This is a genomic window from Streptomyces sp. NPDC048434 (assembly GCF_043200375.1).
In the GTDB taxonomy this organism is placed as follows: Bacteria; Actinomycetota; Actinomycetes; order Streptomycetales; family Streptomycetaceae; genus Streptomyces.
Genome location: NZ_JBICXQ010000041.1, coordinates 1 through 19,152 on the forward strand (window position 1 = coordinate 1; position 19,152 = coordinate 19,152).

Annotated in this window: 16 protein-coding genes; 8 read left to right on the forward strand and 8 right to left on the reverse strand. The window is 72.5% G+C overall.

Annotated elements, in window-relative coordinates:
* Nucleotides 1-125 precede the first annotated feature (125 nt).
* The 4 genes from ACGFWI_RS35210 to ACGFWI_RS35225 all read right to left on the reverse strand — a co-directional run bounded on the left by ACGFWI_RS35210 (nucleotide 126) and on the right by ACGFWI_RS35225 (nucleotide 4,809).
* Nucleotides 126-1,613, reverse strand: a complete 1,488-nt coding sequence (locus ACGFWI_RS35210) for an alpha/beta fold hydrolase (protein WP_393910132.1) — start codon at nucleotides 1,611-1,613, stop codon at nucleotides 126-128.
* A gap of 169 nt (nucleotides 1,614-1,782) precedes the next feature.
* Entirely contained in the window at nucleotides 1,783-3,072 is a 1,290-nt protein-coding gene (locus ACGFWI_RS35215) for a nucleotide disphospho-sugar-binding domain-containing protein (protein WP_393910133.1), read from the reverse strand.
* A 175-nt stretch (nucleotides 3,073-3,247) separates the two neighbouring features.
* Nucleotides 3,248-4,267 carry a methyltransferase gene (locus ACGFWI_RS35220; RefSeq protein WP_393910134.1) on the reverse strand — a complete coding sequence of 340 codons (1,020 nt, stop codon included), beginning with the start codon at nucleotides 4,265-4,267 and terminating at the stop codon, nucleotides 3,248-3,250.
* A 158-nt stretch (nucleotides 4,268-4,425) separates the two neighbouring features.
* Nucleotides 4,426-4,809, reverse strand: a complete 384-nt coding sequence (locus ACGFWI_RS35225) for a hypothetical protein (RefSeq protein WP_393910135.1) — start codon at nucleotides 4,807-4,809, stop codon at nucleotides 4,426-4,428.
* 198 nt (nucleotides 4,810-5,007) lie between these two features.
* Between ACGFWI_RS35225 and ACGFWI_RS35230 the strand changes: the two genes are divergently transcribed.
* The 5 genes from ACGFWI_RS35230 (at nucleotide 5,008) to ACGFWI_RS35250 (ending at nucleotide 10,389) form a co-directional block, all read left to right on the forward strand.
* Nucleotides 5,008-6,021 carry a Gfo/Idh/MocA family protein gene (locus ACGFWI_RS35230; RefSeq protein ID WP_393910136.1) on the forward strand — a complete coding sequence of 338 codons (1,014 nt, stop codon included), beginning with the start codon at nucleotides 5,008-5,010 and terminating at the stop codon, nucleotides 6,019-6,021.
* Between the two features lie 29 nt (nucleotides 6,022-6,050).
* Nucleotides 6,051-7,298 carry a cytochrome P450 gene (locus ACGFWI_RS35235; RefSeq protein ID WP_393910137.1) on the forward strand — a complete coding sequence of 416 codons (1,248 nt, stop codon included), beginning with the start codon at nucleotides 6,051-6,053 and terminating at the stop codon, nucleotides 7,296-7,298.
* 61 nt (nucleotides 7,299-7,359) lie between these two features.
* Nucleotides 7,360-8,418, forward strand: a complete 1,059-nt coding sequence (locus ACGFWI_RS35240) for a methyltransferase (RefSeq protein WP_393910138.1) — start codon at nucleotides 7,360-7,362, stop codon at nucleotides 8,416-8,418.
* Nucleotides 8,419-8,493: 75 nt separating this feature from the next.
* Nucleotides 8,494-9,516, forward strand: a complete 1,023-nt coding sequence (locus ACGFWI_RS35245) for a methyltransferase (RefSeq protein WP_393910139.1) — start codon at nucleotides 8,494-8,496, stop codon at nucleotides 9,514-9,516.
* A gap of 150 nt (nucleotides 9,517-9,666) precedes the next feature.
* Complete coding sequence (locus ACGFWI_RS35250; RefSeq protein WP_393910140.1) at nucleotides 9,667-10,389, forward strand: SDR family oxidoreductase; 723 nt, start codon at nucleotides 9,667-9,669, stop codon at nucleotides 10,387-10,389.
* An 88-nt stretch (nucleotides 10,390-10,477) separates the two neighbouring features.
* Here the strand turns inward: ACGFWI_RS35250 and ACGFWI_RS35255 are convergent, their stop codons facing one another.
* Entirely contained in the window at nucleotides 10,478-11,650 is a 1,173-nt protein-coding gene (locus tag ACGFWI_RS35255; RefSeq protein ID WP_393910141.1) for a winged helix DNA-binding domain-containing protein, read from the reverse strand.
* A gap of 192 nt (nucleotides 11,651-11,842) precedes the next feature.
* Nucleotides 11,843-13,423 (reverse strand): MFS transporter, encoded by a 1,581-nt coding sequence (locus ACGFWI_RS35260; RefSeq protein WP_393910142.1) that lies wholly within the window; start codon nucleotides 13,421-13,423, stop codon nucleotides 11,843-11,845.
* A gap of 252 nt (nucleotides 13,424-13,675) precedes the next feature.
* Here ACGFWI_RS35260 and ACGFWI_RS35265 point away from each other — a divergent pair, with 252 nt between their 5' ends.
* From ACGFWI_RS35265 to ACGFWI_RS35275, 3 genes are all read left to right on the forward strand, one after another.
* The gene (locus ACGFWI_RS35265) at nucleotides 13,676-14,908 is read left to right on the forward strand and encodes a class I SAM-dependent methyltransferase (RefSeq protein WP_393910143.1); all 1,233 of its coding nucleotides are present in this window, start codon (nucleotides 13,676-13,678) and stop codon (nucleotides 14,906-14,908) included.
* Between the two features lie 69 nt (nucleotides 14,909-14,977).
* Complete coding sequence (locus ACGFWI_RS35270; protein ID WP_393910144.1) at nucleotides 14,978-15,559, forward strand: dTDP-4-dehydrorhamnose 3,5-epimerase family protein; 582 nt, start codon at nucleotides 14,978-14,980, stop codon at nucleotides 15,557-15,559.
* A gap of 11 nt (nucleotides 15,560-15,570) precedes the next feature.
* Entirely contained in the window at nucleotides 15,571-16,509 is a 939-nt protein-coding gene (locus ACGFWI_RS35275; RefSeq protein WP_393910145.1) for an NAD-dependent epimerase/dehydratase family protein, read from the forward strand.
* 63 nt (nucleotides 16,510-16,572) lie between these two features.
* On the opposite strand, the gene ACGFWI_RS35280 is transcribed toward ACGFWI_RS35275, so the two are convergent.
* Together ACGFWI_RS35280 and ACGFWI_RS35285 are read right to left on the reverse strand one after the other, a co-directional pair.
* Nucleotides 16,573-17,685, reverse strand: a complete 1,113-nt coding sequence (locus ACGFWI_RS35280) for a winged helix DNA-binding domain-containing protein (RefSeq protein ID WP_393910146.1) — start codon at nucleotides 17,683-17,685, stop codon at nucleotides 16,573-16,575.
* Nucleotides 17,686-17,768: 83 nt separating this feature from the next.
* Nucleotides 17,769-19,151, reverse strand: coding sequence for an NDP-hexose 2,3-dehydratase family protein (locus ACGFWI_RS35285; protein WP_393910147.1), 1,383 nt, complete (start codon nucleotides 19,149-19,151; stop codon nucleotides 17,769-17,771).
* Between the last annotated feature and the right edge of the window lies 1 nt (nucleotide 19,152).

Sequence of the window (19,152 nt, forward strand, 5' to 3'; positions counted from 1 at the left end):
CCAGGGTGATCTCCTTGCGGCCGAAAGCGGCGAGGGACAGGTCGGCGACCTTGAAGTCCTGGCCGGTGGCTGCTGTCGTCATGCGGGCTGCTCCTTGGGGCGTGGCGGCCGGTGGGGCCGGGGCGTCAGACGGGGAGGGTGGCGGGCGCGTCGGCCGGAAGGTCCGGCCGGGCGGCGGTTCCGGGCACGCCGGTCCGCGCGGGCGGCAGCGTGCCGTGCACGAGGTAGCGGTGGACATGGGCGTCGACCTGCGCATTGCCGGACAGGACGAACACCTCGTGGTCGCCGGAGTCCTCGACCGTGACGAGGTGATGGCCGAGCCGTTCGGCCATGGCGACGCCGCCGGCGTAGTGGTCCATGGGGTCGCCGTCGGCCTGGACGACGAGCCCGGCCGGGTAGCCCTCGCGGGTGAGGGTCACGGGGCGCTCCGGCGCGGTGAAGGTACGGAAGGCGCCCACCCAGGGCTGTGCCCGCAGCACTCCGTAGCCGTAGGGGAAGCGCCTGCGGAACTCGCGCATGTCCGCGAAGTAGGTCTCCGGGTCCACGGGCCAGTCGTGTTCCAGGGTGATGGCTTCGAGGACGCCGCAGCGCAGATCGCCCTCGCTGTCGCCGGGCCGCCAGGTGCCCTGTTCGGACAGCAGGTCGCGGGTCTTCGCCGGGTCGCCGGCCAGCGCGGCGGCCCGCACATCCCGTACCAGGTAGCCGAGTTCGGCCCACTGCGCGCGGTCGGCCGCGCGGTTGCCCACCGCCCCGTCGAGCAGGGTGCGCACCCGGTACCCGTCCGTCTGGCGTTCCAGGCGGGCGACCACGTCCTCGACGGTGGCGAGCACCGCGGTGGCGTCGGTGCCGAGGTCGAAGTGGCGGTGGCGCTCGCCGGCCCACCGGGCCCAGGCGTCCACATTGCGCCGGACGGCGTCGCCCTGCCACAGGAACTGCTCGCGCCAGGTCCAGCCGGGGTGGACACAGGAGTCCAGGACGCTGCGGTCCAGGTGCGCGGGGAAGAGCGAGCCGTAGACGGCGCCGACATACGCCCCGTACGCATACCCGATGAAGTTCAGCCGTTCCTCGCCGAGGACGGACCGGATGAGGTCCATGTCCCTCGCGGTGTTCGGGGTGCTGATGTGCCGGCGCAGCTCGCCGCCGGCCCGCTCGCAGGCCAGTTCGCGGCGCCGCATGTCCTCGGCGAGCGCGTCGAAGGCCGAGTCGGGCGGACGGGAGTCGAACGGTGCCTTGGGGAGCGTCACTTCGGCGTGCAGCGGGGTGGAGGCACCGGTGCCGCGCGGGTCGAACCCGATGAGGTCGTAGACCTCGTGCAGCGGGGTGCCGGCGAACTTCGCCGCCAGGCCCCGGCCCAGGCCCCAGTCACCGCCGGGGCCACCGTTGACGGCCAGCAGGATGCCCCGCCGGCGGTCCGGGTCGGTGGCCCGGTGGCGGCTGAGCGCCAGGGTCAGCCGCTCTCCGTCGGGCTCGGCGTGGTCCCGGGGCACCTCGATGGTCGCGTACTCGACCGGGAGGCCGTCGTCGGTTGTGGCTGCCGTCCACCGCGGCCGCTGTGCGCGGAAGGCGCGCGGCGCGGAGGAAGTCGTCGGGGAGTCGGACCGCTTGATTACCACCGGGGATCTCCGTTCTCGTGATGAGGTCAGCGTTGCGGTGGCGCCTTGAGAGGCTCTGGAACCGCTCCGGACCGGCAGACGGTTCCGCCGGTCCGGACGTCGGCCGGCACCGGTCAGGCGGGCGCGGCACGAGGACGCGGACCCGGACCGCTGCCGGGGGAGGGCGTGTTCAGCGCGCCGCGCGGTGGAGCGCGGCGAGCTTCTCCAGTACGGGCACCGTGTCGTTCGGGCTCGGCATGGCCAGCCAGTCCGTATGCAGCCGCCGGGTGTGGTCCTGGAACGACGGCTCGGTGAGGACCCGCAGGAAGCGGGCTCGCATCTCCGCCACCGCCTGCTGCTGAGGATCCACCGCGAGGCCCGCACCGTGCCCGACCACATAGGCGGAGTTGGCGGCGTACGCCACGCGCAGCTCGTCCCCGACGACCAGCTGCGGCACGCTGTGGGCGACGGCCGCCGTGAAGGTGCCGATACCGCCGTGGTGAACGATCGCCGAGCAGCTCGGCAACAGCAGGTTCAGCGGCAGATAGTCGACGGCACGCACGTTGTCCGGCAGGCGCTGTCCGGCCAGTTGGGAGGTGTCGAGGGTGGCGATCACCTCGATGTCCAGCCCCTCCACCATCTCCAGCAGCGCCGGTACGAGCACCTTGTCGTTGTCGAACATGCGCTGGGTGGCGCCCAGCGTCAGTGCGACCCGGGGGCGGTCGGGGCGCGATCGGAGCCAGGACGGGACGGCTGCCGCGCCGGTGTACGGAATACGCCGGACCGGGACGGTACGGGCCCGGCTCGGCAGCCGCATGTCGGCGGGCGTCGGGTCGAGGGTGAACTGGCCGAGCAGCAGGTCGTCGTCGACCCGCACACCGTGGCGTTCGGCCGCCGGGCGGACGATCTCGGCCACCGGGTCCGGCAGCCCCGCGGCCGTCAGCTCGGCACGGCGCCGGTCGATCCGGTGACAGGCCCAGCCCAGGTAGTCCCGCCCCCACAACACCCGCCCGTGGGCCGCGCCGCAGGCCCGTGCCGCGACCGCGGCGGCCGGCCAGTTGGGATCCCACAGCACCAGATCGGGCTGCCAGTCACGGGCCGCGGCGACAAGATCGTCGACACCGCCCCAGCCGTCCGGAGCGGAGGCGTCCGCCGGGTGGAAGACGCGTGAGGACGCCAGGGTGTAGGTGCTGACGGTGGCCCAGACATCGGTGTCGCTGTCCTGGTCGATGTCCAGGGCCGCGGCCAGCCGCTCCCGGTGCTCCGCGGGCAGCAGGTGATCGCCGACGGTCGCGGGGGAGGCGATGGTCTCCGGCGTGCCGAGCCGCACCGCGGACAGTCCGGCGGCGGTGATGGTGCCGGCCAGATCCGGATGGGAGGCGACCCGGACCTCGTGGCCGGCGCCCTGGAGCGCCCAGGCCACCGGAAGGGTCGGATACAGATGTGCGGTCAGTGGCCACACCACGATCAGTATGCGCATGGGATTCCCCTTTGCTGTCCGGCCCGAGTTGCGGACACGCCCCGGAGCGTCACACGCGGCCATCGAGGGGGACTCGACTCCTCGTCGCCGCCGCCCGGCAGCCGTCCGCCCTGCCCGGTGAGGTACGGCCGGGGCAGGGCGGAGGGGGCAGGTGGGGCCGGGGCCGGCCGGGAGGTCAGGCGATGACCGCCTCGATGACCGACATCAGGGACGGCGTCGGCAGAATGCGAGTGATCCTGAACCCGGCCTTGGTGAGGATCTCCTCGAACTCCCGCTGGGTGCGCTCCTTGCCGTCGTAGACCGCCATCATCATCACGTCGATGGTCTTGCTGGCGTCGAACGCGTTGCCCGGCGGGATGACCGGGTCGACGACCAGCACCTTGCTGTCCTTGCGCATGCCCGCGCGTACGGCCTGCAGGATGCGCAGGCAGTTCTCGTCGCTCCAGTCGTGGAGGATGGACTTGAGCAGGTAGTGGTCGTGGCCGGCCGGTACCGATTCGAAGAAGTCGCCGGAGGCGGTGGACCACCGGCCCGCCACCTCCGGCCGGTCCAGCTGGTGTTCGGCGATGACGGACGCCTGGTCGTAGAGCGTGCCGGTGACCTGCGGGTGCGCGGCGAGCACCGAGCGCAGCAGACCGCCGCGCCCGCCGCCGACGTCGACGACGGTGGCGCCGTCCGGGAAGTCGTAGCTCTGCGCGACATGTTCGGTCACCAGGTGCGAGAAGCCCGCGGTCCCGGCATTGAAGAGCGAGGCGGCGGCCGGGTCCGTCTGCAGATGGGCGAAGAACGGCGCACCGAAGAGCTCGTCGAAGGCCGTACGGCCGGTGCGGACCGTCTCGTGCAGCCGGCCGACCGGCTTCCAGTACAGGTCGTCGCCCAGCATGAGGAAGCTGTCGCGCAGCGAACCGGGCACCCCGCTACGGAGCAGCTCCGCCATGGGGGTGAGGCCGAAGCGCCCCTCCGCGTCCTCCTGGAACACCTGGCGTGTGGACAGATAGCGCAGCACGCGGCCCAGGTGCGGGCCGTGCAGCCCGGTGAGCTCCCCGAGCTCCTCAGGAGTGCGCGGGCCGCCGGCCAGCTGGTCGGCGACACCGTGCAGGGTCACTGTGTAGAGCGCCGCCGAGTACAGAAAGCCGTTCATGTGCTCCGACAGCTGTGCGCTGAGCTCGGCGGCGTCGCCGTGAGCAGATGTCATCTTTGTCCTCCGAGGTGTACGGAAAGGCCCGTTGGCGGGCCCAGAGTGTGGCGGTGCTGCGTGCTTCCCACGGTGCCGACCGCCGCATGAGTGACGGCACAGGACGGGTCGTACGGCGCCTGAGCGCCTGCCCGCAGGGGCGCGGCCGGTGCGGTCCGTCAGCGGCGGCGGGTCCCTCGCGCCGCGACCTCCGCGCTCTCCAGCAGCTGGTCGCCGGCGTCGTAGACATGGGACACCCCGGAGCTGGTGAAGGTGTCCCCCGTCTGTACGACGTGCTGCTCGATGTCCACCCATCCCGTGAACGTGCCGTCCGGGTCGAAGACGAGCTCGGCGAGCCGGAAGGAGAAACGGCCGTCTCCCGTCGCGGTCCAGCTGCCCGCACCCACACAGCCCGGACGCGGGCCCGCCAGCAGCAGGGTGCGGCCGTTGGGCGTGAAGCGCAGGGTGCTGGTGTACGTCCCCCGCTCCAGAAGTAGTTCCTCCGTCCAGGTGCCCACCGGCGTGCTCGCCGTGGCGGTCCGGCCGGCCACCGACTGATCCATCCTGTGCCTCCTCACCCGCCGCACGCGGCGTCGCTGGGGCCCCAGCCTCGGGCCCGCCCCTCAACGACCGCTGGAGTCACGGTCATCCGGCCCGTGCCGGACGGACTCCGCACGCGGACGAGCAGGTTTCGAGCGCGCCCTTCTACCGTCGGGCCGACCGTCCCGCCGCCGTGTGCGGCCACCGACGCAGGAGGAGCCATGCCGCCCCCCGTCCGGATCGCCGTACTGGGCTGCGCCGACATCGCCCGTCGGCGCATGCTGCCCGCCTTCGCCGCAACGCCCGGCGTGACGCCGGTGGTGGTGGCCGGCCGGGATGCCGCCCGCACCGGGGAGCTGGCGCGGGCGTACGGGTGCCGGCCCGTCCAGGGCTACGCCGCCGCGCTGGACGCCCCGGACGTGGACGCCGTCTACCTTCCGCTGCCCGCCGCGCTGCACGCCGACTGGGCGGAGGCCGCGCTGCGGGCCGGCAAACATGTGCTGGCGGAGAAGCCCCTGGCGCTCGACCCGGAGCGCACCGACCGGCTGCTCGAACTGGCGGCGGCACGGGGCCTGGTGGTCGCGGAGAACGTGATGTTCCCCCACCACCGCCAGCACACCGCCGTACGGGACCTGGTGTGCGAGGGCGCCATCGGCGAACTCCGCTCCCTGCACGCGGCCTTCGCGGTCCCCCGCCTGCCCGACGAGGACATCCGCTACCGGCCCGAGCTGGGCGGCGGCGCCCTCTGGGACACCGGGGTCTACCCCGTCCGGGCCGCCGTCCACCACCTCGGCGGCGGGCTGCGGGTCGCCGGGGCCGTCCTGACCCGCGGGCCGGGACGCCTGGTGGACACCACCGGATCCGCGCTGCTGGTCAGGGACGACGGGGTGACCGCCCAGCTGTCGTTCGGCCTGGACCACGCCTACCGCAACGTCTGCGAACTGTGGGGCACCCGGGGCCGCATCGTCATCGAGCGGGCCTTCACCCCGCCCGCGGATCTGACGCCCCTGGTCCGCCTGGAGGACGCGACGGGCACGCGGGAGATCCGCCTTTCCCCGGATGACCAGGTGCGCAACACCGTCAGCGCCTTCTGCGCTGCGGTGCGCGCCCGGCAGACCTCCCCGGACGGCGCCATCCGTGAGCAGGCACGGCTGCTGCACGCCCTCCGCCGCGGTGCGCAGCTGCGATCGGCGGCCGACCGGGCCTCCACCGGCGCTCCCTACGGTGCCGCCTGAACGTGTCGGCCCCGTACGGAGGTGTCCTGGTGAGTGAAGACCGCATCGTCGATCTGGCGGCCCTGGGGGAGGAGTTCACCCGTGACCCGCATCCGGTCTACGCCGAGCTGCGGGCCCGGGGACCGGTGCACCGGGTGCGGTTGCCGGAGGGCTTCGAGGCCTGGCTGGTCGTCGGCTACGAAGCCGCCCGCGCCGCGCTGTCCGACCCGCGGCTCTCCAACGACTGGCGGCATGCCGCGGGTGCCGAAGAGGGCGATCCCGCGGCCGCGCCGCACATGCTCATCTCCGATCCGCCCCGGCACACCCGGCTGCGCAGGCTGGTGGTCAAGGAGTTCACCCCGCGCCGCATCGAGGCCCTCGGCCCCCGGGTACGGGAGATCACCGACGAGCTGATCGACACCATGCTGAGCCGGCCCGACGGCCGTGCCGACCTCGTGGAGGACTTCGCGTTCCCGCTGCCCGCCGCCGTCATCTGCGAACTCCTCGGCGTGCCCTACGCCGACCGGCGGAGGTTCCACGAGTGGTCCACCGAGGTCACCAAGCGCTCCGGCGGACCACAGGCCGAAGGGGCCATGGGGGAGCTGGTGGGCTATCTGGCCGGGCTGCTGGCGGACAAGAGCCGGCGGCCCGGTGACGACCTGCTGAGCGCGCTGATCCGTACGACCGGCGAGGACGGCGACCGGCTGTCCTCGGACGAACTCCTCGGCATGGCCGTCCTGTTGCTCATCGCCGGCCACGAGACCACCGCGGGGCTGATCTCCAACGGCATGCTCGCGCTGCTCCACCACCCGGAACAACTCGCCGCACTGCGAGCGGACTTCGGCCTCCTGGATGGCGCGGTGGAGGAAATGCTGCGGCACAGCGGACCGACCGGGACCTCGCTGCACCGGTTCACCACCGGGCCCGTCGACATCGCGGGCACCCCGATCCCGGGCGGCGGGGAGCTCGTCCTCATCGGCAACACCCCTGCCAACCACGACCCCGGCCGCTTCCCCGACCCCGGCCGCTTCGACATCCGCCGCGACCACCGCGGACACCTGGCCTTCGGACACGGCATCCACTACTGCTTCGGCGCCCCGCTCGCCCGGCTGGAGGCGCGGACCGCGATCCGGGCCCTGCTGCAACGCTGCCCCGGCCTCACGCTGGACGCCGCGCCGGACCGGCTGGTGTGGCACCACAGCGCCATGATGCGGGGCCTGCCCCATGTCCCGGTCCTGGTGCGCCCGCTGACCGCGGACCGGGCCGCGGAGGTGCACCACGCCTCAAGCACTCGTTGAGGCGGGTCCTGCACTGTGACGACGTCAGAAGGAGCGCTGGTGGGAGTGGAAGGGACAGGCGATGACCGACACGGCGAGTGAGCTGGACCCGTCGACGGGGTGGGCCGGGCCGACGGCCGAGGCACCGCCGGAGGCGGCACTCATGCAACTCCTGATGGGCGGTTTCGTCACCCAGTCCATCGGTGTGGCGGCACGGTTCGGTGTGGCGGACGCCCTCGCCCAGGGCCCCCGGCACGTGGACGACCTCGCCGCCGAGGTCGGCGCGCATGCGCCGTCCCTGTACCGGCTGCTGCGTGCCCTGGGGGACTTCGGGGTGTTCGCGGAGCTGGCGGACCGGCACTTCGCCCTCACCCCGGCGGGCGAGCTGCTGCGCAGTGACAGCACTCCGTCGCTGCGCGGGCTGGCGGCGCACTTCGGATCGGGCTTCCACCGGGCCGCGTGGAGCGGTCTGTACGACAGCGTCCGCACCGGCGAGGCCGCCTTCGAGCGGGTCCACGGAGCGCCGCAGTTCGACTACTACCGCAGCCACCCCGAAGAGGCCGCCATCTTCGACGCGGCGATGACGTCCGTGGCCTCCGCGATCTACGCGACGCTGGAGTCCTACGACTTCGGGCGGTTCGCCACCGTCGTCGATGTGGGCGGCGGCAACGGCGCCTACCTCTCCGGCATCCTCGCCTCCTACCCGGCACTGCGCGGGGTGCTCTTCGACCTCCCCGACGTCGTGGAGCGCGCCGCCCCGGTCCTCGCCAAGGCGGGCGTCGCCGACCGGTGCGAGGTGGCCGGCGGCTCCTTCTTCGACGAGGTGCCGCGGGGCGCCGACGCCTATGTGCTGACGGCCGTCATCCACGACTGGGACGACGAGGCCTCGGTGCGGATCCTGCGCAACTGCCGCGCCGCCATGCCCGCACACGCGACCTTGCTCCTGGGCGAACCGGTGCTGCCGGACGGCCCGGAGCCGTCCGTGGGCAAGCTCCTGGACCTGGAGACCCTGATCGGTACCACGGGCCGGCAGCGCACCGAAGTGGAGTTCCGCGCGCTGCTGGACCGTGCGGGGCTGCGGCTCACCCGCGTCATTCACAGCTCGGGACCGGACAGCCTCGTCGAGGCCGTGCCCCGCTGACCGCGCACGGCACCGCCCCCGGTGCCCCCGGTGGAAAAGACCTCAGCGCAACGGAAGAAGGAGTGGGATCAGCCGATGGGCAGCGACAGCGCACAGGACGGCAGTCTGCAACTGCTGGAGATCAGTGAGAGCTTCATCTACGCACGGGCGCTGCATCTGGCGGCGGAGCTGAAGATCGCCGACCTGCTGGCGGACGGCCCGCGCCCGACGACGGAGCTCGCCGAGGCCAGCGTCACCCGGCCGGCGGCCCTCTACCGCCTGCTGCGGGCGCTCGCCGGCCGCGGGGTGTTCACCGAGGTGGAGAGCGGCCGCTTCGGCCTCACCCCGGTCGGTGAGTGCCTGCGCTCCGACCACCCGCGCTCCGTACGGGCGACCGTGGCGCAGGCCGGCCGGCTGACCGCCAGGACGTTCAACCATGCCGAGGAGGTGCTGCGCACCGGCGAAGGGGCGTTCACCACCGCCTTCGGGCAGCCCGTCTGGGAATTCCTGCAGGAACACCCCGACGAGGGCGCGGACTTCGACACCGCGATGCACGAGCACAGCCGTATCGAGCGCGACGCGATCGTGGCGGCCTACGACTTCTCCGGAACCGCCCGGCTGGTGGACATCGGCGGCGGCGACGGCACGCTGCTGGCCACGGTGCTGGAGGCCCACCCGGAGACCGCCGGCGTGCTGTTCGACCTTCCGCATGTCGTCGAGCGGAACCGGATCGGCGACGCCGGACTCACCGCCCGCTGCGAGATCGTCGGCGGTGACGTCTTCGGCGAACTCCCCGCCGGCGGCGATCTGTACATGATGAAGTCGGTACTGCACGGCTGGACCGACCGGGAGGTCGCCACCATCCTCACCGGCTGCCGCCGGGCGATGAAGCCGGACGGCACGCTGCTGCTCATCGAGCGGGTGATCCCCGTCGGGGACACCCCGCACTCCAGCAAGGCGTTCGACCTGGCGATGCTCGTCATGGCCGGCGGCCAGGAGCGGACGCAGGACGAGTACTCGGCGCTGCTCACCGAGGCCGGGTTCCGGGTGCGGAGGGTCATCGGCACCGACTCGTCCCTGAGCATCGTGGAGGCGGTGCCCACCGGCGCCGCGCTCTGAGCCGGCCCAGGACAGGGGTGCCACCGGCGTGTGCCGCGGTGGCGCCCCTGTGCCGTGCGCGGACCCCGCGGCCGGGTACCCGGCCCGGTGCCGTGACGGTGCTGAGCCAGGGACCAGCCGCGCCCTAGCGCACGATGACAGCCTCGCTCCATGACTGCCACCGCGAAGATTGCACTGATCACCGGCGCCAACAAGGGCATCGGATACCAGGCCGCACGACTGCTGGGCGCCCAGGGTGCCGTCGTCCTGCTGGGTACCCGTGACCCGGCGCGCGGCGAGGCCGCCGCGAAGGCGCTGCGCGAGGAGGGCGCGGACGCGCACGCCGTGCCGCTGGACGTCACGGACCCCGCCGGCATCGCCGCGGCCGCACGGCATGTCGACGCGCGGTACGGACGGCTGGACATCCTCATCAACAACGCCGGGATCAATGTCGAATGGCCGGCCGGCGCGCCGAGCGAGGTCACCCGTGATGCCCTGTGGGCGACCCTGGAGACGAATGTGTTCGGCCTGGTCGAGGTCACCAATGCGCTGCTGCCGCTCATCCGGCGCTCGCCGGCCGGCCGGATCGTCAACGTCTCCAGCGAAATGGGACTGCCCGCCTGGCTCGCCGGATCGGAGATGCCGGCGATGACCGCGTACAGCGTGTCGAAGGCGGCGGTGAACATGCTGACCGTGCTCTACGCGAACGAACTGCGGGGCACGACCGTCAAGATCAATGCCTGCTCGCCCGGCTTCGTCGCCACGGACATCAACCGGGGTGTCGGAGAGCGGACGGCCGAGGAGGGCGCCGGGATCGAGGTCCGGCTCGCCACCCTCGGCGCGGACGGGCCGACCGGCCGGTTCCTCAACGACGGTGGCACCGTGGCGTGGTGACCGCGGCGCCATGCGCACCGGGAAGTCCGCCGGGCGCCGTGGAAACCCGCGACGCCCGGCCGGTCCGGACCGGCCGAGGCCGTGCCGGTTACGCGTGGGGGCCGACGCTGACCGTTCCGATCGTGAGCTCGGCGGTCCCCTCCAGCACGAACGCCAGCCGCTCCACCTGTGTGTCGAGCTCCGCGCGCTGCGCGGTCGTCAGGGGGGTGCTCGGCTCGACGGTGACGGCCAGCCGGCGGCCGGACCGGCGCTGGTGCCAGACGCCGCTGACCACGCCGTCGACCAGCAGGACCGGATAGTTGCCGGCCTGGCCGCTCGGGGTCAGCGCCCGCTGCGCCATGGCTCCCGGGTAGAGCCGGTCACGGGGCCGGCAGGCCACCACATAGGCGTCGAAGTACGGCAACAGCCGCACCCCGCACGGCGGTTCCGCGGGCGTCTCGGTGTCGCCCGCGTTCACCCAGGCCGCCGTGCCCTCCAGATCGACGCGCTGGAGCGCACCGGCCAGGGACTCGAACAGCTCGGTGGCCCAGCGCGGTGAGACATTGAGCCACTGCGCGAAGTTCTGCGGAGTCGCCGGGCCGTAGGCGTGCAGATACCGCTCCACGAGCCGGGCCAGCGCCGCCGTGCCCTCCGTGGGGCGGCCACCGGTCAGATGCTGCGGGTGGGTGTACGTCACCTTGCGGCCGCGGTTCGGGCCGAAGCACAGCTGTCCGCGGTGCGAGGCGAGGGTGATGGCCTGCCGCCAGCGCGGCCACATCCCCTGGAAGGCGGGCATGACCAGGTCGCCGGCCCAGGGGCCGGTGGCGGCGATGACGGCCTCGCTGAGCTCGTCGACGGTCAGTTCGGCGTCCCGCAGGGCCGCGCCGATGGCCGCGATGACCTCTTCCGTCTGCTCGGGGCTCATCCGGACGTCTTTGGTGAACGGACTGGGCGAGGGCGGCAGCGCGGTCAGGGCGCCCACCCACATCGGCAGTTCGGCCGCCGGCAGCAGATGGACGGTGCCCCGCGGCCCGTACATCTTGATCAGCCCGGCCTCGTCCCACAGCGCCTTGCGCACCACGCTCCGGGTGATGCCCTCGCCCCGCATGCCGAGGGACAGTTCGGCGGCGCTCAGCACCTGGGCATGCGCACCGCACAGGGCGCCGACGATCCCCGCGGGATCCAGATGCGGTGACGGCGCGGCGAGGGCGCTGCGCTCCAGACGCCGGGCGGAGACCGCGGGCCACCGCATCCGCACGGCGTCGCGCGTGGTGTCGCTCATCAGTGATCACTTCCTTGTTCCTGGCGGCGCCGTCCCCGGCGGCGGACGGACTGGTGAACCTACCCATGGATACTCGTGCTCGGCTCGACCGGCACTCCCCTCGCGGGTCCGGATCCCGGCGCAGCACGACGGCCGGCCCGTGGGCACCGGAAGGGGCCACGGGCCGGCCCGGTCGGGCGCGGCGGCGGGGTGTCAGCCGACGGTGGGTGTCGGTTCGTTCGTGGCCGGCACGGCCTCGTCGCGCAGCGCCGGGGAGTCGTCGGGCGACGAGGTGCCGGAGGCGGCGGCCGGGTCCTCGGCGGCGTCCTCGGCGGGCGCCGCGAACTGGGCCTGAGCGGCCTTCGGCAGGGCGAACATCAGCAGGAACGCCAGCGCCATACCGCCGATCACCCACCACAGCGAGTGGGTGAACGCCGTGATGAAGGGGGTACCGCCGGTCGGCGCCGGGTGCCCGGCGTCGTCCACGACGTTGAAGAAGGCCACCGACGTCAGCCCCAGGCCCAGGGACAGACCCACCTGGTTGATCGTGTTGATGAGGCCGGATGCGGACCCGGCGTGCTGACCGGGCACTTCGGACAGCACCGCGCTGGTCAGCGGCGCCATGATCATGCCGAGGCCGCAGCCGCCCACGACCAGGGGGACGGCGATCTGCGCCGGAGTGACCCCGGTGCCCTGCTGGTGGGCGATCCAGCCGTAGAGACCCAGTCCGACGATCATCAGCAGCGCCCCGGCCTGCAGCACCTTGCGGCCGAACCGCGGCACGAGCTTCGGCACGGCGACCATGGCGACACCGGCCATGGTCGCGCCGAACAGCAGGCTCGTCAGCGCGGCCCGCAACGGCGTCCAGCCCAGGCCGACCTGCATGTAGAGCGCGCCGGTGAGGGAGAACAACCCGAAGGAGGTACCGAAGGTCAGCTGGACGGCGATGCCGGCCGCAAAGCTCCGGATGCGGAACAGCGAGAGCTCCAGCAGCGGGGAGGCATTCTTGCGGACCTTGGTGCGCTGGTGCAGGACGAACAGCACGAACATGACGATGCTGCCGGCCATGGAGGCCAGGCACCAGGCCGGCCAGCCCAGGTCGCGGCCGCGGGTGAGCGGGAAGAGCAGCATGAACAGCGCGAGCGTGACGAGCGTGACGCCGACCAGGTCCAGGCGTGGCGCGCTGGGCGCCTTGGACTCACGGACGAAGCGGTGGCCGAGGATCAGACCGGCGATCCCGATCGGCAGATTGACCAGGAAGATCGGGCGCCATTCGAGGCCGAAGAGGTTCCACTCGGTCAGCAGGGCGCCGATGACCGGGCCGGAGACCGCACCGATGCCGCAGACGGCACCGAACATCCCGAAGACCTTGCCGCTCTCCTCAGGAGCGAAGGTGACATGGATGATCGACAGCACCTGCGGCACCATCATCGCGGCCATCCCGCCCTGCAGCACACGGGAGATGATCAGCATGTCCGGGCCGGTCGCCAGGCCCGACAGCGCGGACGCCAGGGTGAAGCCGGCCATGGCGAGCAGGAAGACTTTCTTGCGTCCGAAGATGTCGCCGAGCCGGCCACCGGTGACCAGGCCGATGGCGAACGCGAGCGTGTAGCCTGCCGCGATCCACTGAACGGCAGTGTAGGTAGCATGGATGTCCCGCTGGATGCTCGGAATCGCGATGTTGATGATCGTCGCGTCGAGCAGATCCAGCAGGGTAGCGGTCAGTAATACGGCCAGTGCCATCCAGCGCCGGGCATCCGCGACCGGTGCCGCTGTTTCGCGGGCGGAGCTCATGGGCCTCTCCTGATACGGGGGTTTGGGCGTGTCGACCGATCTTGCTGTACCGCGCTAGAGCCGCACTCGGGTCTCGCCGGAGCGAGGGGTTCCGCCTCCGTCGCGCGGGGGGCACGGCAGCGGATCGCCGGCCGCCGGACCGTGCAGACGCAGGCCTTCAGCGGCGCTCCACGGGCGTTCGAGTCCGGTCCACGACGGTGATTGCCGTCCGAGCCGGCCCGGCTCGCCGTTCCGACGCGCCCTGGAGGACGAATGGTCATCGATGCCTGCCGCATCTGCGACAACCGCACCCTGTTGCCCGTGCTCGACCTGGGCCCCTCCGCCCTCACGGGTGTCTTCCCCGCGACGCCGGATCAGCGCATCCCCACCGTCCCGCTGGAGCTGGTGATGTGCTCGCCCGACGGCTGCGGTCTGCTGCAGCTGCGGCACACCGCCGACCTGGGGCTGATGTACGGCGAGCACTACGGCTACCGCTCGGGCATCCGGCCGTTCATGATCCAGCACCTGCGCGGCAAGGTGGCCGCGATCACCGAACTGGTCGAACTCGGCCCCGGCGACCTGGTGCTGGACATCGGCAGCAACGACGGCACCCTGCTGAGCTGCTACCCCCGAAACGGGCTGGCGCTGGTCGGCATCGACCCGTCCGGGGAGAAGTTCCGCGCCTCCTACCCGCCGAACGCGGAACTGGTCACCGACTTCTTCTCCCGGCAGGTGTTCACCGAGCGGTTCGGCGCCCGGCGCGCCAAAGCCGTCACCTCCATCGCGATGTTCTACGACCTCCCGCGCCCGCTCGACTTCATGCGCGACGTCGCCGGCATCCTCGCCGACGACGGCGTGTGGGTGATGGAGCAGAGCTATATGCCGGCCATGCTGGAGGCCACCGCCTACGACGTGGTCTGCCACGAGCACCTGGAGTACTACGCGCTGCGGCAGATCGAGTGGATGGCCGAGCGCGCGGGGCTCACGGTCATCGGCGCCCGGCTCACCGACGTATACGGGGGCAGCCTCTCGCTGACGCTGGCCAAGAAGGGCAGCCGGCACCCCGTCGACCACACCGCCCTTGCCGGCATCCGCGCCCACGAGCGGAAGCTGGGGCTCGACACCCCGGCCCCCTACGAGGCGTTCGCCCGGCGGGCCGTCGACTCCCGCGACCGGCTGGTGGAGTTCCTCGCGGACTCCCGCAAGGCCGGGAAGCTGACCGTCGGCTACGGCGCCTCCACCAAGGGCAATGTCATCCTCCAGTACTGCGGCCTGGGCCCCGACGACCTGCCCTGCATCGGCGAACCCAACGAGGAGAAGGCCGGCTGCTTCACCCCCGGCACCGGCATCCCGATCGTGTCCGAGGCCGACGCCAAGGCCCTCGCACCGGACCAGCTCCTGGTCCTGCCCTGGATCTACCGTGACGGCTTCATCGAGCGGGAGGCCTCCTACCTCGCGCACGGCGGAAAACTGGTCTTCCCGCTCCCGGAAATCACGGTCCTGTGAGGGCGGCAACCGCGCCGTACGCGCCGTCGCCGGCCGGTCCCACGCCCCGTCAGGGACGGTGGTGAGAGCGTGCGCACCCGAGAGCTCGCCGTGTCCGGCGCCTTCGAGTTCACCCCGGACGTCCACGCCGACCAGCGGGGACTGTTCGTCTCGCCGCTGCAGGAGGAGGCGTTCCTCGCCGCCGTCGACCGTCCCTTCCCGGTGGCACAGACCAACCACAGCAGATCGGCCCGCGGGGTGCTGCGCGGTGTGCACTTCACCACCGCGCCACCCGGCCAGGCCAAGTACGTCCACTGCGCCCGCGGCCGGGCCCTCGATGTGGTGGTCGATCTGCGGCTGGGATCCCCGACGTTCGGCGCCTGGGACACCGTGGACATGGACGAGAGCACCTGCCGGGCCGCCTACTACCCCGAAGGAGTGGGGCACGCCTTCCTCGCCCTGGAGCACGACACCGTCATGTCGTACCTGGTGTCCACCGGCTACCGGGCCGAACGGGAGCTGGCCATCAGCCCCTTGGACAAGGAGCTCGCCCTGCCGTGGCCGGCCGGCACCGACTTCGTCCTCTCCGACCGGGACCGCGTCGCCCCCGGCCTGGCACAGGCCACGGCCCAGGGGCTGCTGCCCCGCTACGCGGACTGCGCACGGGTCTGACGGGAGCCTCGATGACCACGACAGAACTGCCCCGCCGGGTCGCGGTCCTGGGCGCCAGCGGCTGTGTGGGCCGGCACCTGTGCGCGGCGTTCGCGGCCCGGGGGACGGAGGTCGTCGCGATCGCCCGCGGCAACGCCCCGCACCTGCGCCGCTATCCGTTCCTGTCGCTCGATCTGGCCCGGTGCACGGGGGCCGGGCTGGCCGCGATCCTGGCGGACGAAGGCGTGGACACGGTGGTCAACGCCACCCTCGGCTGGGGGAGTACGCCCGAGGAGATGGCGCACGCCAATGTCCGCCCGGTGGAACGGCTGCTGGCCGCCCTGCCGCGGCTCCCGGACCCGGTCCGGCTGGTGCACCTGGGCACCATCCACGAGTACGGCCCGGTCCCGGCCGGCACGTCCCTCGACGAGGACGTCGCACCGCGTCCGGCCTCCCTGTACGCGCAGGCGAAGCTGACCGCGTCACATCTGGTGCTGGAGGCGGTCCGCCGCGGGGACGTCCAGGGCTCGGTGCTGCGGCTGACCAACACCGTCGGGCCGCACCCGGCGAAGGAGAGCTTCTTCGGTGTCCTGGCGGCCCGGCTGCGGCAGGCCGACCCGGCCGAAGGGCTCGACGTCACGGTGGCCGCGGCGCGCCGCGACTATGTCGATGTCAGGGACGCGGCCGACGCGGTGCTCGCCGCGGCCGCGGTCCGGACCGCCGCGCCGCTGGTGAACATCGGGCGGGGCACGGCGGTGGACATCCACACGATGGTCCGCACCCTGATCACGGTCAGCGGTCTGCCGCCGGACGCGGTCCGGGTGCGCCTGGACGAGGTACGCAGCCGCAGCGCCGGCGCGGACTGGATCCAGGTGGACCGCTCCCGGGCCGAGCGGTCCCTGGGCTGGCGCCCGCGCTACGCCCTGGCCACCTCGTTCCGCGATATGTGGGAGACCGTGGGCGTCGCCTGAGCCGGGCAGCCGGCGCGGGGGCCGGTGACCGCCGCCCACGGGGTCACCGGTCCACCGCACTGCTCAGCCGATCAGGACCTCGCCCGTTGCGGCCGCCGCGCGCCGCCGCCCCTCGGCGCCCGTACCGTCAGGCCCCCGCAGAAAGCCGAGCAGCAGCCCGGCCTCCTCCCGGACCGCGGCCGCCTCGTCCGGTGCCAGCGGCCGGAACGGGGTGACCTCCACGCTGCCGTCCCGCCGGGACCAGATGCCGCGCACAAAGCCGTCGACCAGGAACACGGGGCGTACCTCGCTGCCGGTGATCACCCGTCGGCGGTCCTCGTCGTCGATCACCCGCGTCCGGTCCGCATGGCTGAGGACGAGGTTGTCGAAGGGCGGCAGAAAGCGCACCGGCGCGGGCCGGTCCGGGTCCGCGAGGGGAGCACCGGGCACATCGAACAGCTCCCGGCCCGACGCGTCGTGGTACACCCGCAGTCGCGACCGCATGCCGTCGACCACCGCCCGCAGCCTGGTCAGACCGCACCACGCCTGGATGTCCATCACGCCGGCCGGCCCGTGGGCCGCCAGATAGCGCAGGATCATCTCGTCGATGCGGGGCGGCTCCGCCGTCGGGCGGCCGAGCCACTCCTCCACGAGGACCACCGGAGTGGCGCCGCGATGGCCCCAGACGCCGCTGGGCGGTGGGTGCACATGCGCCACCAGCGACTGCACCACATAAGCCAGGGCGAGGCTGTCCCGCCCGGGGAACCGCGCCGCCAGCGCACGGCCCAGCTGCGGACGGGTGAGACCGTCGCCGCTCAGCAACTCCCGCCCCGCACGGACCAGATCGTCCGTGCCGAGCCCGTGGACGGCCCGTCCGAACGCACCCTGGCGGGCCTTGCCCAGCACCGGGGCCAGCAGCGGATGCAGCGTACGGAAATCCCGGGCGTCCACCAGGTGCTGGGTATTGCGCTGGAGCTTGGCGCGGACGACGGAACGGTCGTGCAGCAACGCCGTCAGTGCGTCGTGCCGGAATCCCGCGAGCCGCGCCCACAGGCCCACATAGGGAGCGTCGGGCTCCTGGCCCTGCAGGCCCATCAGATGCCCGAGGGCTTCGAGGGGGGTGCGGCCGACGCGGTCCAGCAGTAACTGCCGTTCGAGATAGGTGCGGTTGAGGGTACGCAGGGAGAGCGGGGACATGCGCGCATTGTCGCCGTCCGCGCTCGACCGCCACTTGAGGCCGCACCGCCCCTTGCGGCCGTGCCTCCCCTCCGGTGGTGCGGTCAGTCCTGGAGGACGGCGGCACCGGTGGTGAGCAGCGAGAGCAGGCTGCGCGCCTGGACGTTGAGGTAGTGGCCGTGCCGGACCAGCGCACCGAGCATGCCGGGCGTGACCCACCGGTAGCCGGGCGGCAGGACCTCCGGTACGTCGTCCGCCACCTCGACGAGCAGATAGCGGCTCTCGGCGTTGAGGAAGCGGCCGCCCTCCTCGGAGTGGACCGCCTCGTACCGAATGCGGCCGGGCCCGGCCGTCAGCACCGTGTCCAGGAACGGCGGCCGGTCCCCGGGCGGCAGCGGGGCGTGGTTGCCCGGCACGCACTGGACGGTCGGCCCGAGCTCGACGGTGTCGAGGAAGCCGCCCTCCACCCGTGCGTGCACCAGCACATGGGGAATGCCTCCGATACGGCGGGTGAGGAAGGCGGTGACACCCGGTGCGCACGGCTCGATCAGGGGCTGGCTCCAGCCCGCCACCTCGCGGCTGCCGGCCTCGACGGCCACCGCCACCACACGGAAGTACCGGCCGTCCGCGCGCTCGATCGTGTGCGGCCCGCGCCGCCAGCCCGCCACCGCGTCCAGGGGGATGCGCTCGGCGCTGACCGTGTGGCGGGAGCGCTCCGCGGTGATCCAGGACAGCAGATCCGTGTCGCAGCACGGCGCGCCGGACGCCGGAGCGCCGGTGGGCACACTCGCCAGAACCGACCGGGCATCCATGTTCACGACGTTGTCCCGGCGCAGCAGCCGGCCGATCTGTCCCAGCGTCAGCCAGCAGAAGTCCTCGGCCACCGGCACCTCGTCGCGGGTCTCGACGATCATGTTCCGGTTGCTCTTGCGGAAGAACCAGGAACCGTGTTCGGACTGCAGCACATCGGCCACCACACTGCCCGGGGCGGGCCGCAGGAAGTGGTCGAGGTACGGGACGTCAGCGCCGCGGTGCACCTTGGTGTAGTTGCTGCGGGTGGCCTGCACGGTCGGCGACAGCTGCAGCAGGTTGCGGTTGCCCGGCTCCATCTTGGCCTGCATCAGGAAGTGCAGCACTCCGTCGAACTCCTTGGCGAGGATGCCCAGGATGCCGACTTCCGGTTGTTTGATGATGGGCTGCTGCCAGTGCGGGAACGGTCCGCTGCCGACCGAGACCTGCAACCCCTCCACGGTGAAGAAGCGCCCGCTGTCATGTCCGAGGTTCCCGGAGCCGGGGTCGAAGGACCAACCGGTCAGCGCCGCGAACGGGATGCGCCGCACCACGAAGCGGTGGGACGCGTGACGCTCCGCCATCCAGCCGGGGACCTCGGCGGTGCGCAGCCACGAGCCGGCCTCGGTCACCGCGGCGGAGCGCGCGAAGCGCTCCGCCGGATCCGCTGCCGTAGGGGAGGGGGTGGCGGTGGCCATG

What these genes read in the sequence shown, in the direction of transcription:
- ACGFWI_RS35285 (WP_393910147.1), bottom strand. Translation starts at nt 19,151, where the DNA reads ATGGCCACCGCCACCCCCTCCCCTACGGCAGCGGATCCGGCGGAGCGC.
- ACGFWI_RS35255 (WP_393910141.1), bottom strand. Translation starts at nt 11,650, where the DNA reads ATGAGCGACACCACGCGCGACGCCGTGCGGATGCGGTGGCCCGCGGTC.
- ACGFWI_RS35215 (WP_393910133.1), bottom strand. Translation starts at nt 3,072, where the DNA reads ATGCGCATACTGATCGTGGTGTGGCCACTGACCGCACATCTGTATCCG.
- ACGFWI_RS35225 (WP_393910135.1), bottom strand. Translation starts at nt 4,809, where the DNA reads ATGGATCAGTCGGTGGCCGGCCGGACCGCCACGGCGAGCACGCCGGTG.
- ACGFWI_RS35250 (WP_393910140.1), top strand. Translation starts at nt 9,667, where the DNA reads ATGACTGCCACCGCGAAGATTGCACTGATCACCGGCGCCAACAAGGGC.
- ACGFWI_RS35240 (WP_393910138.1), top strand. Translation starts at nt 7,360, where the DNA reads ATGACCGACACGGCGAGTGAGCTGGACCCGTCGACGGGGTGGGCCGGG.
- ACGFWI_RS35220 (WP_393910134.1), bottom strand. Translation starts at nt 4,267, where the DNA reads ATGACATCTGCTCACGGCGACGCCGCCGAGCTCAGCGCACAGCTGTCG.
- ACGFWI_RS35280 (WP_393910146.1), bottom strand. Translation starts at nt 17,685, where the DNA reads ATGTCCCCGCTCTCCCTGCGTACCCTCAACCGCACCTATCTCGAACGG.
- ACGFWI_RS35245 (WP_393910139.1), top strand. Translation starts at nt 8,494, where the DNA reads ATGGGCAGCGACAGCGCACAGGACGGCAGTCTGCAACTGCTGGAGATC.
- ACGFWI_RS35260 (WP_393910142.1), bottom strand. Translation starts at nt 13,423, where the DNA reads ATGAGCTCCGCCCGCGAAACAGCGGCACCGGTCGCGGATGCCCGGCGC.
- ACGFWI_RS35265 (WP_393910143.1), top strand. Translation starts at nt 13,676, where the DNA reads ATGGTCATCGATGCCTGCCGCATCTGCGACAACCGCACCCTGTTGCCC.
- ACGFWI_RS35275 (WP_393910145.1), top strand. Translation starts at nt 15,571, where the DNA reads ATGACCACGACAGAACTGCCCCGCCGGGTCGCGGTCCTGGGCGCCAGC.
- ACGFWI_RS35230 (WP_393910136.1), top strand. Translation starts at nt 5,008, where the DNA reads ATGCCGCCCCCCGTCCGGATCGCCGTACTGGGCTGCGCCGACATCGCC.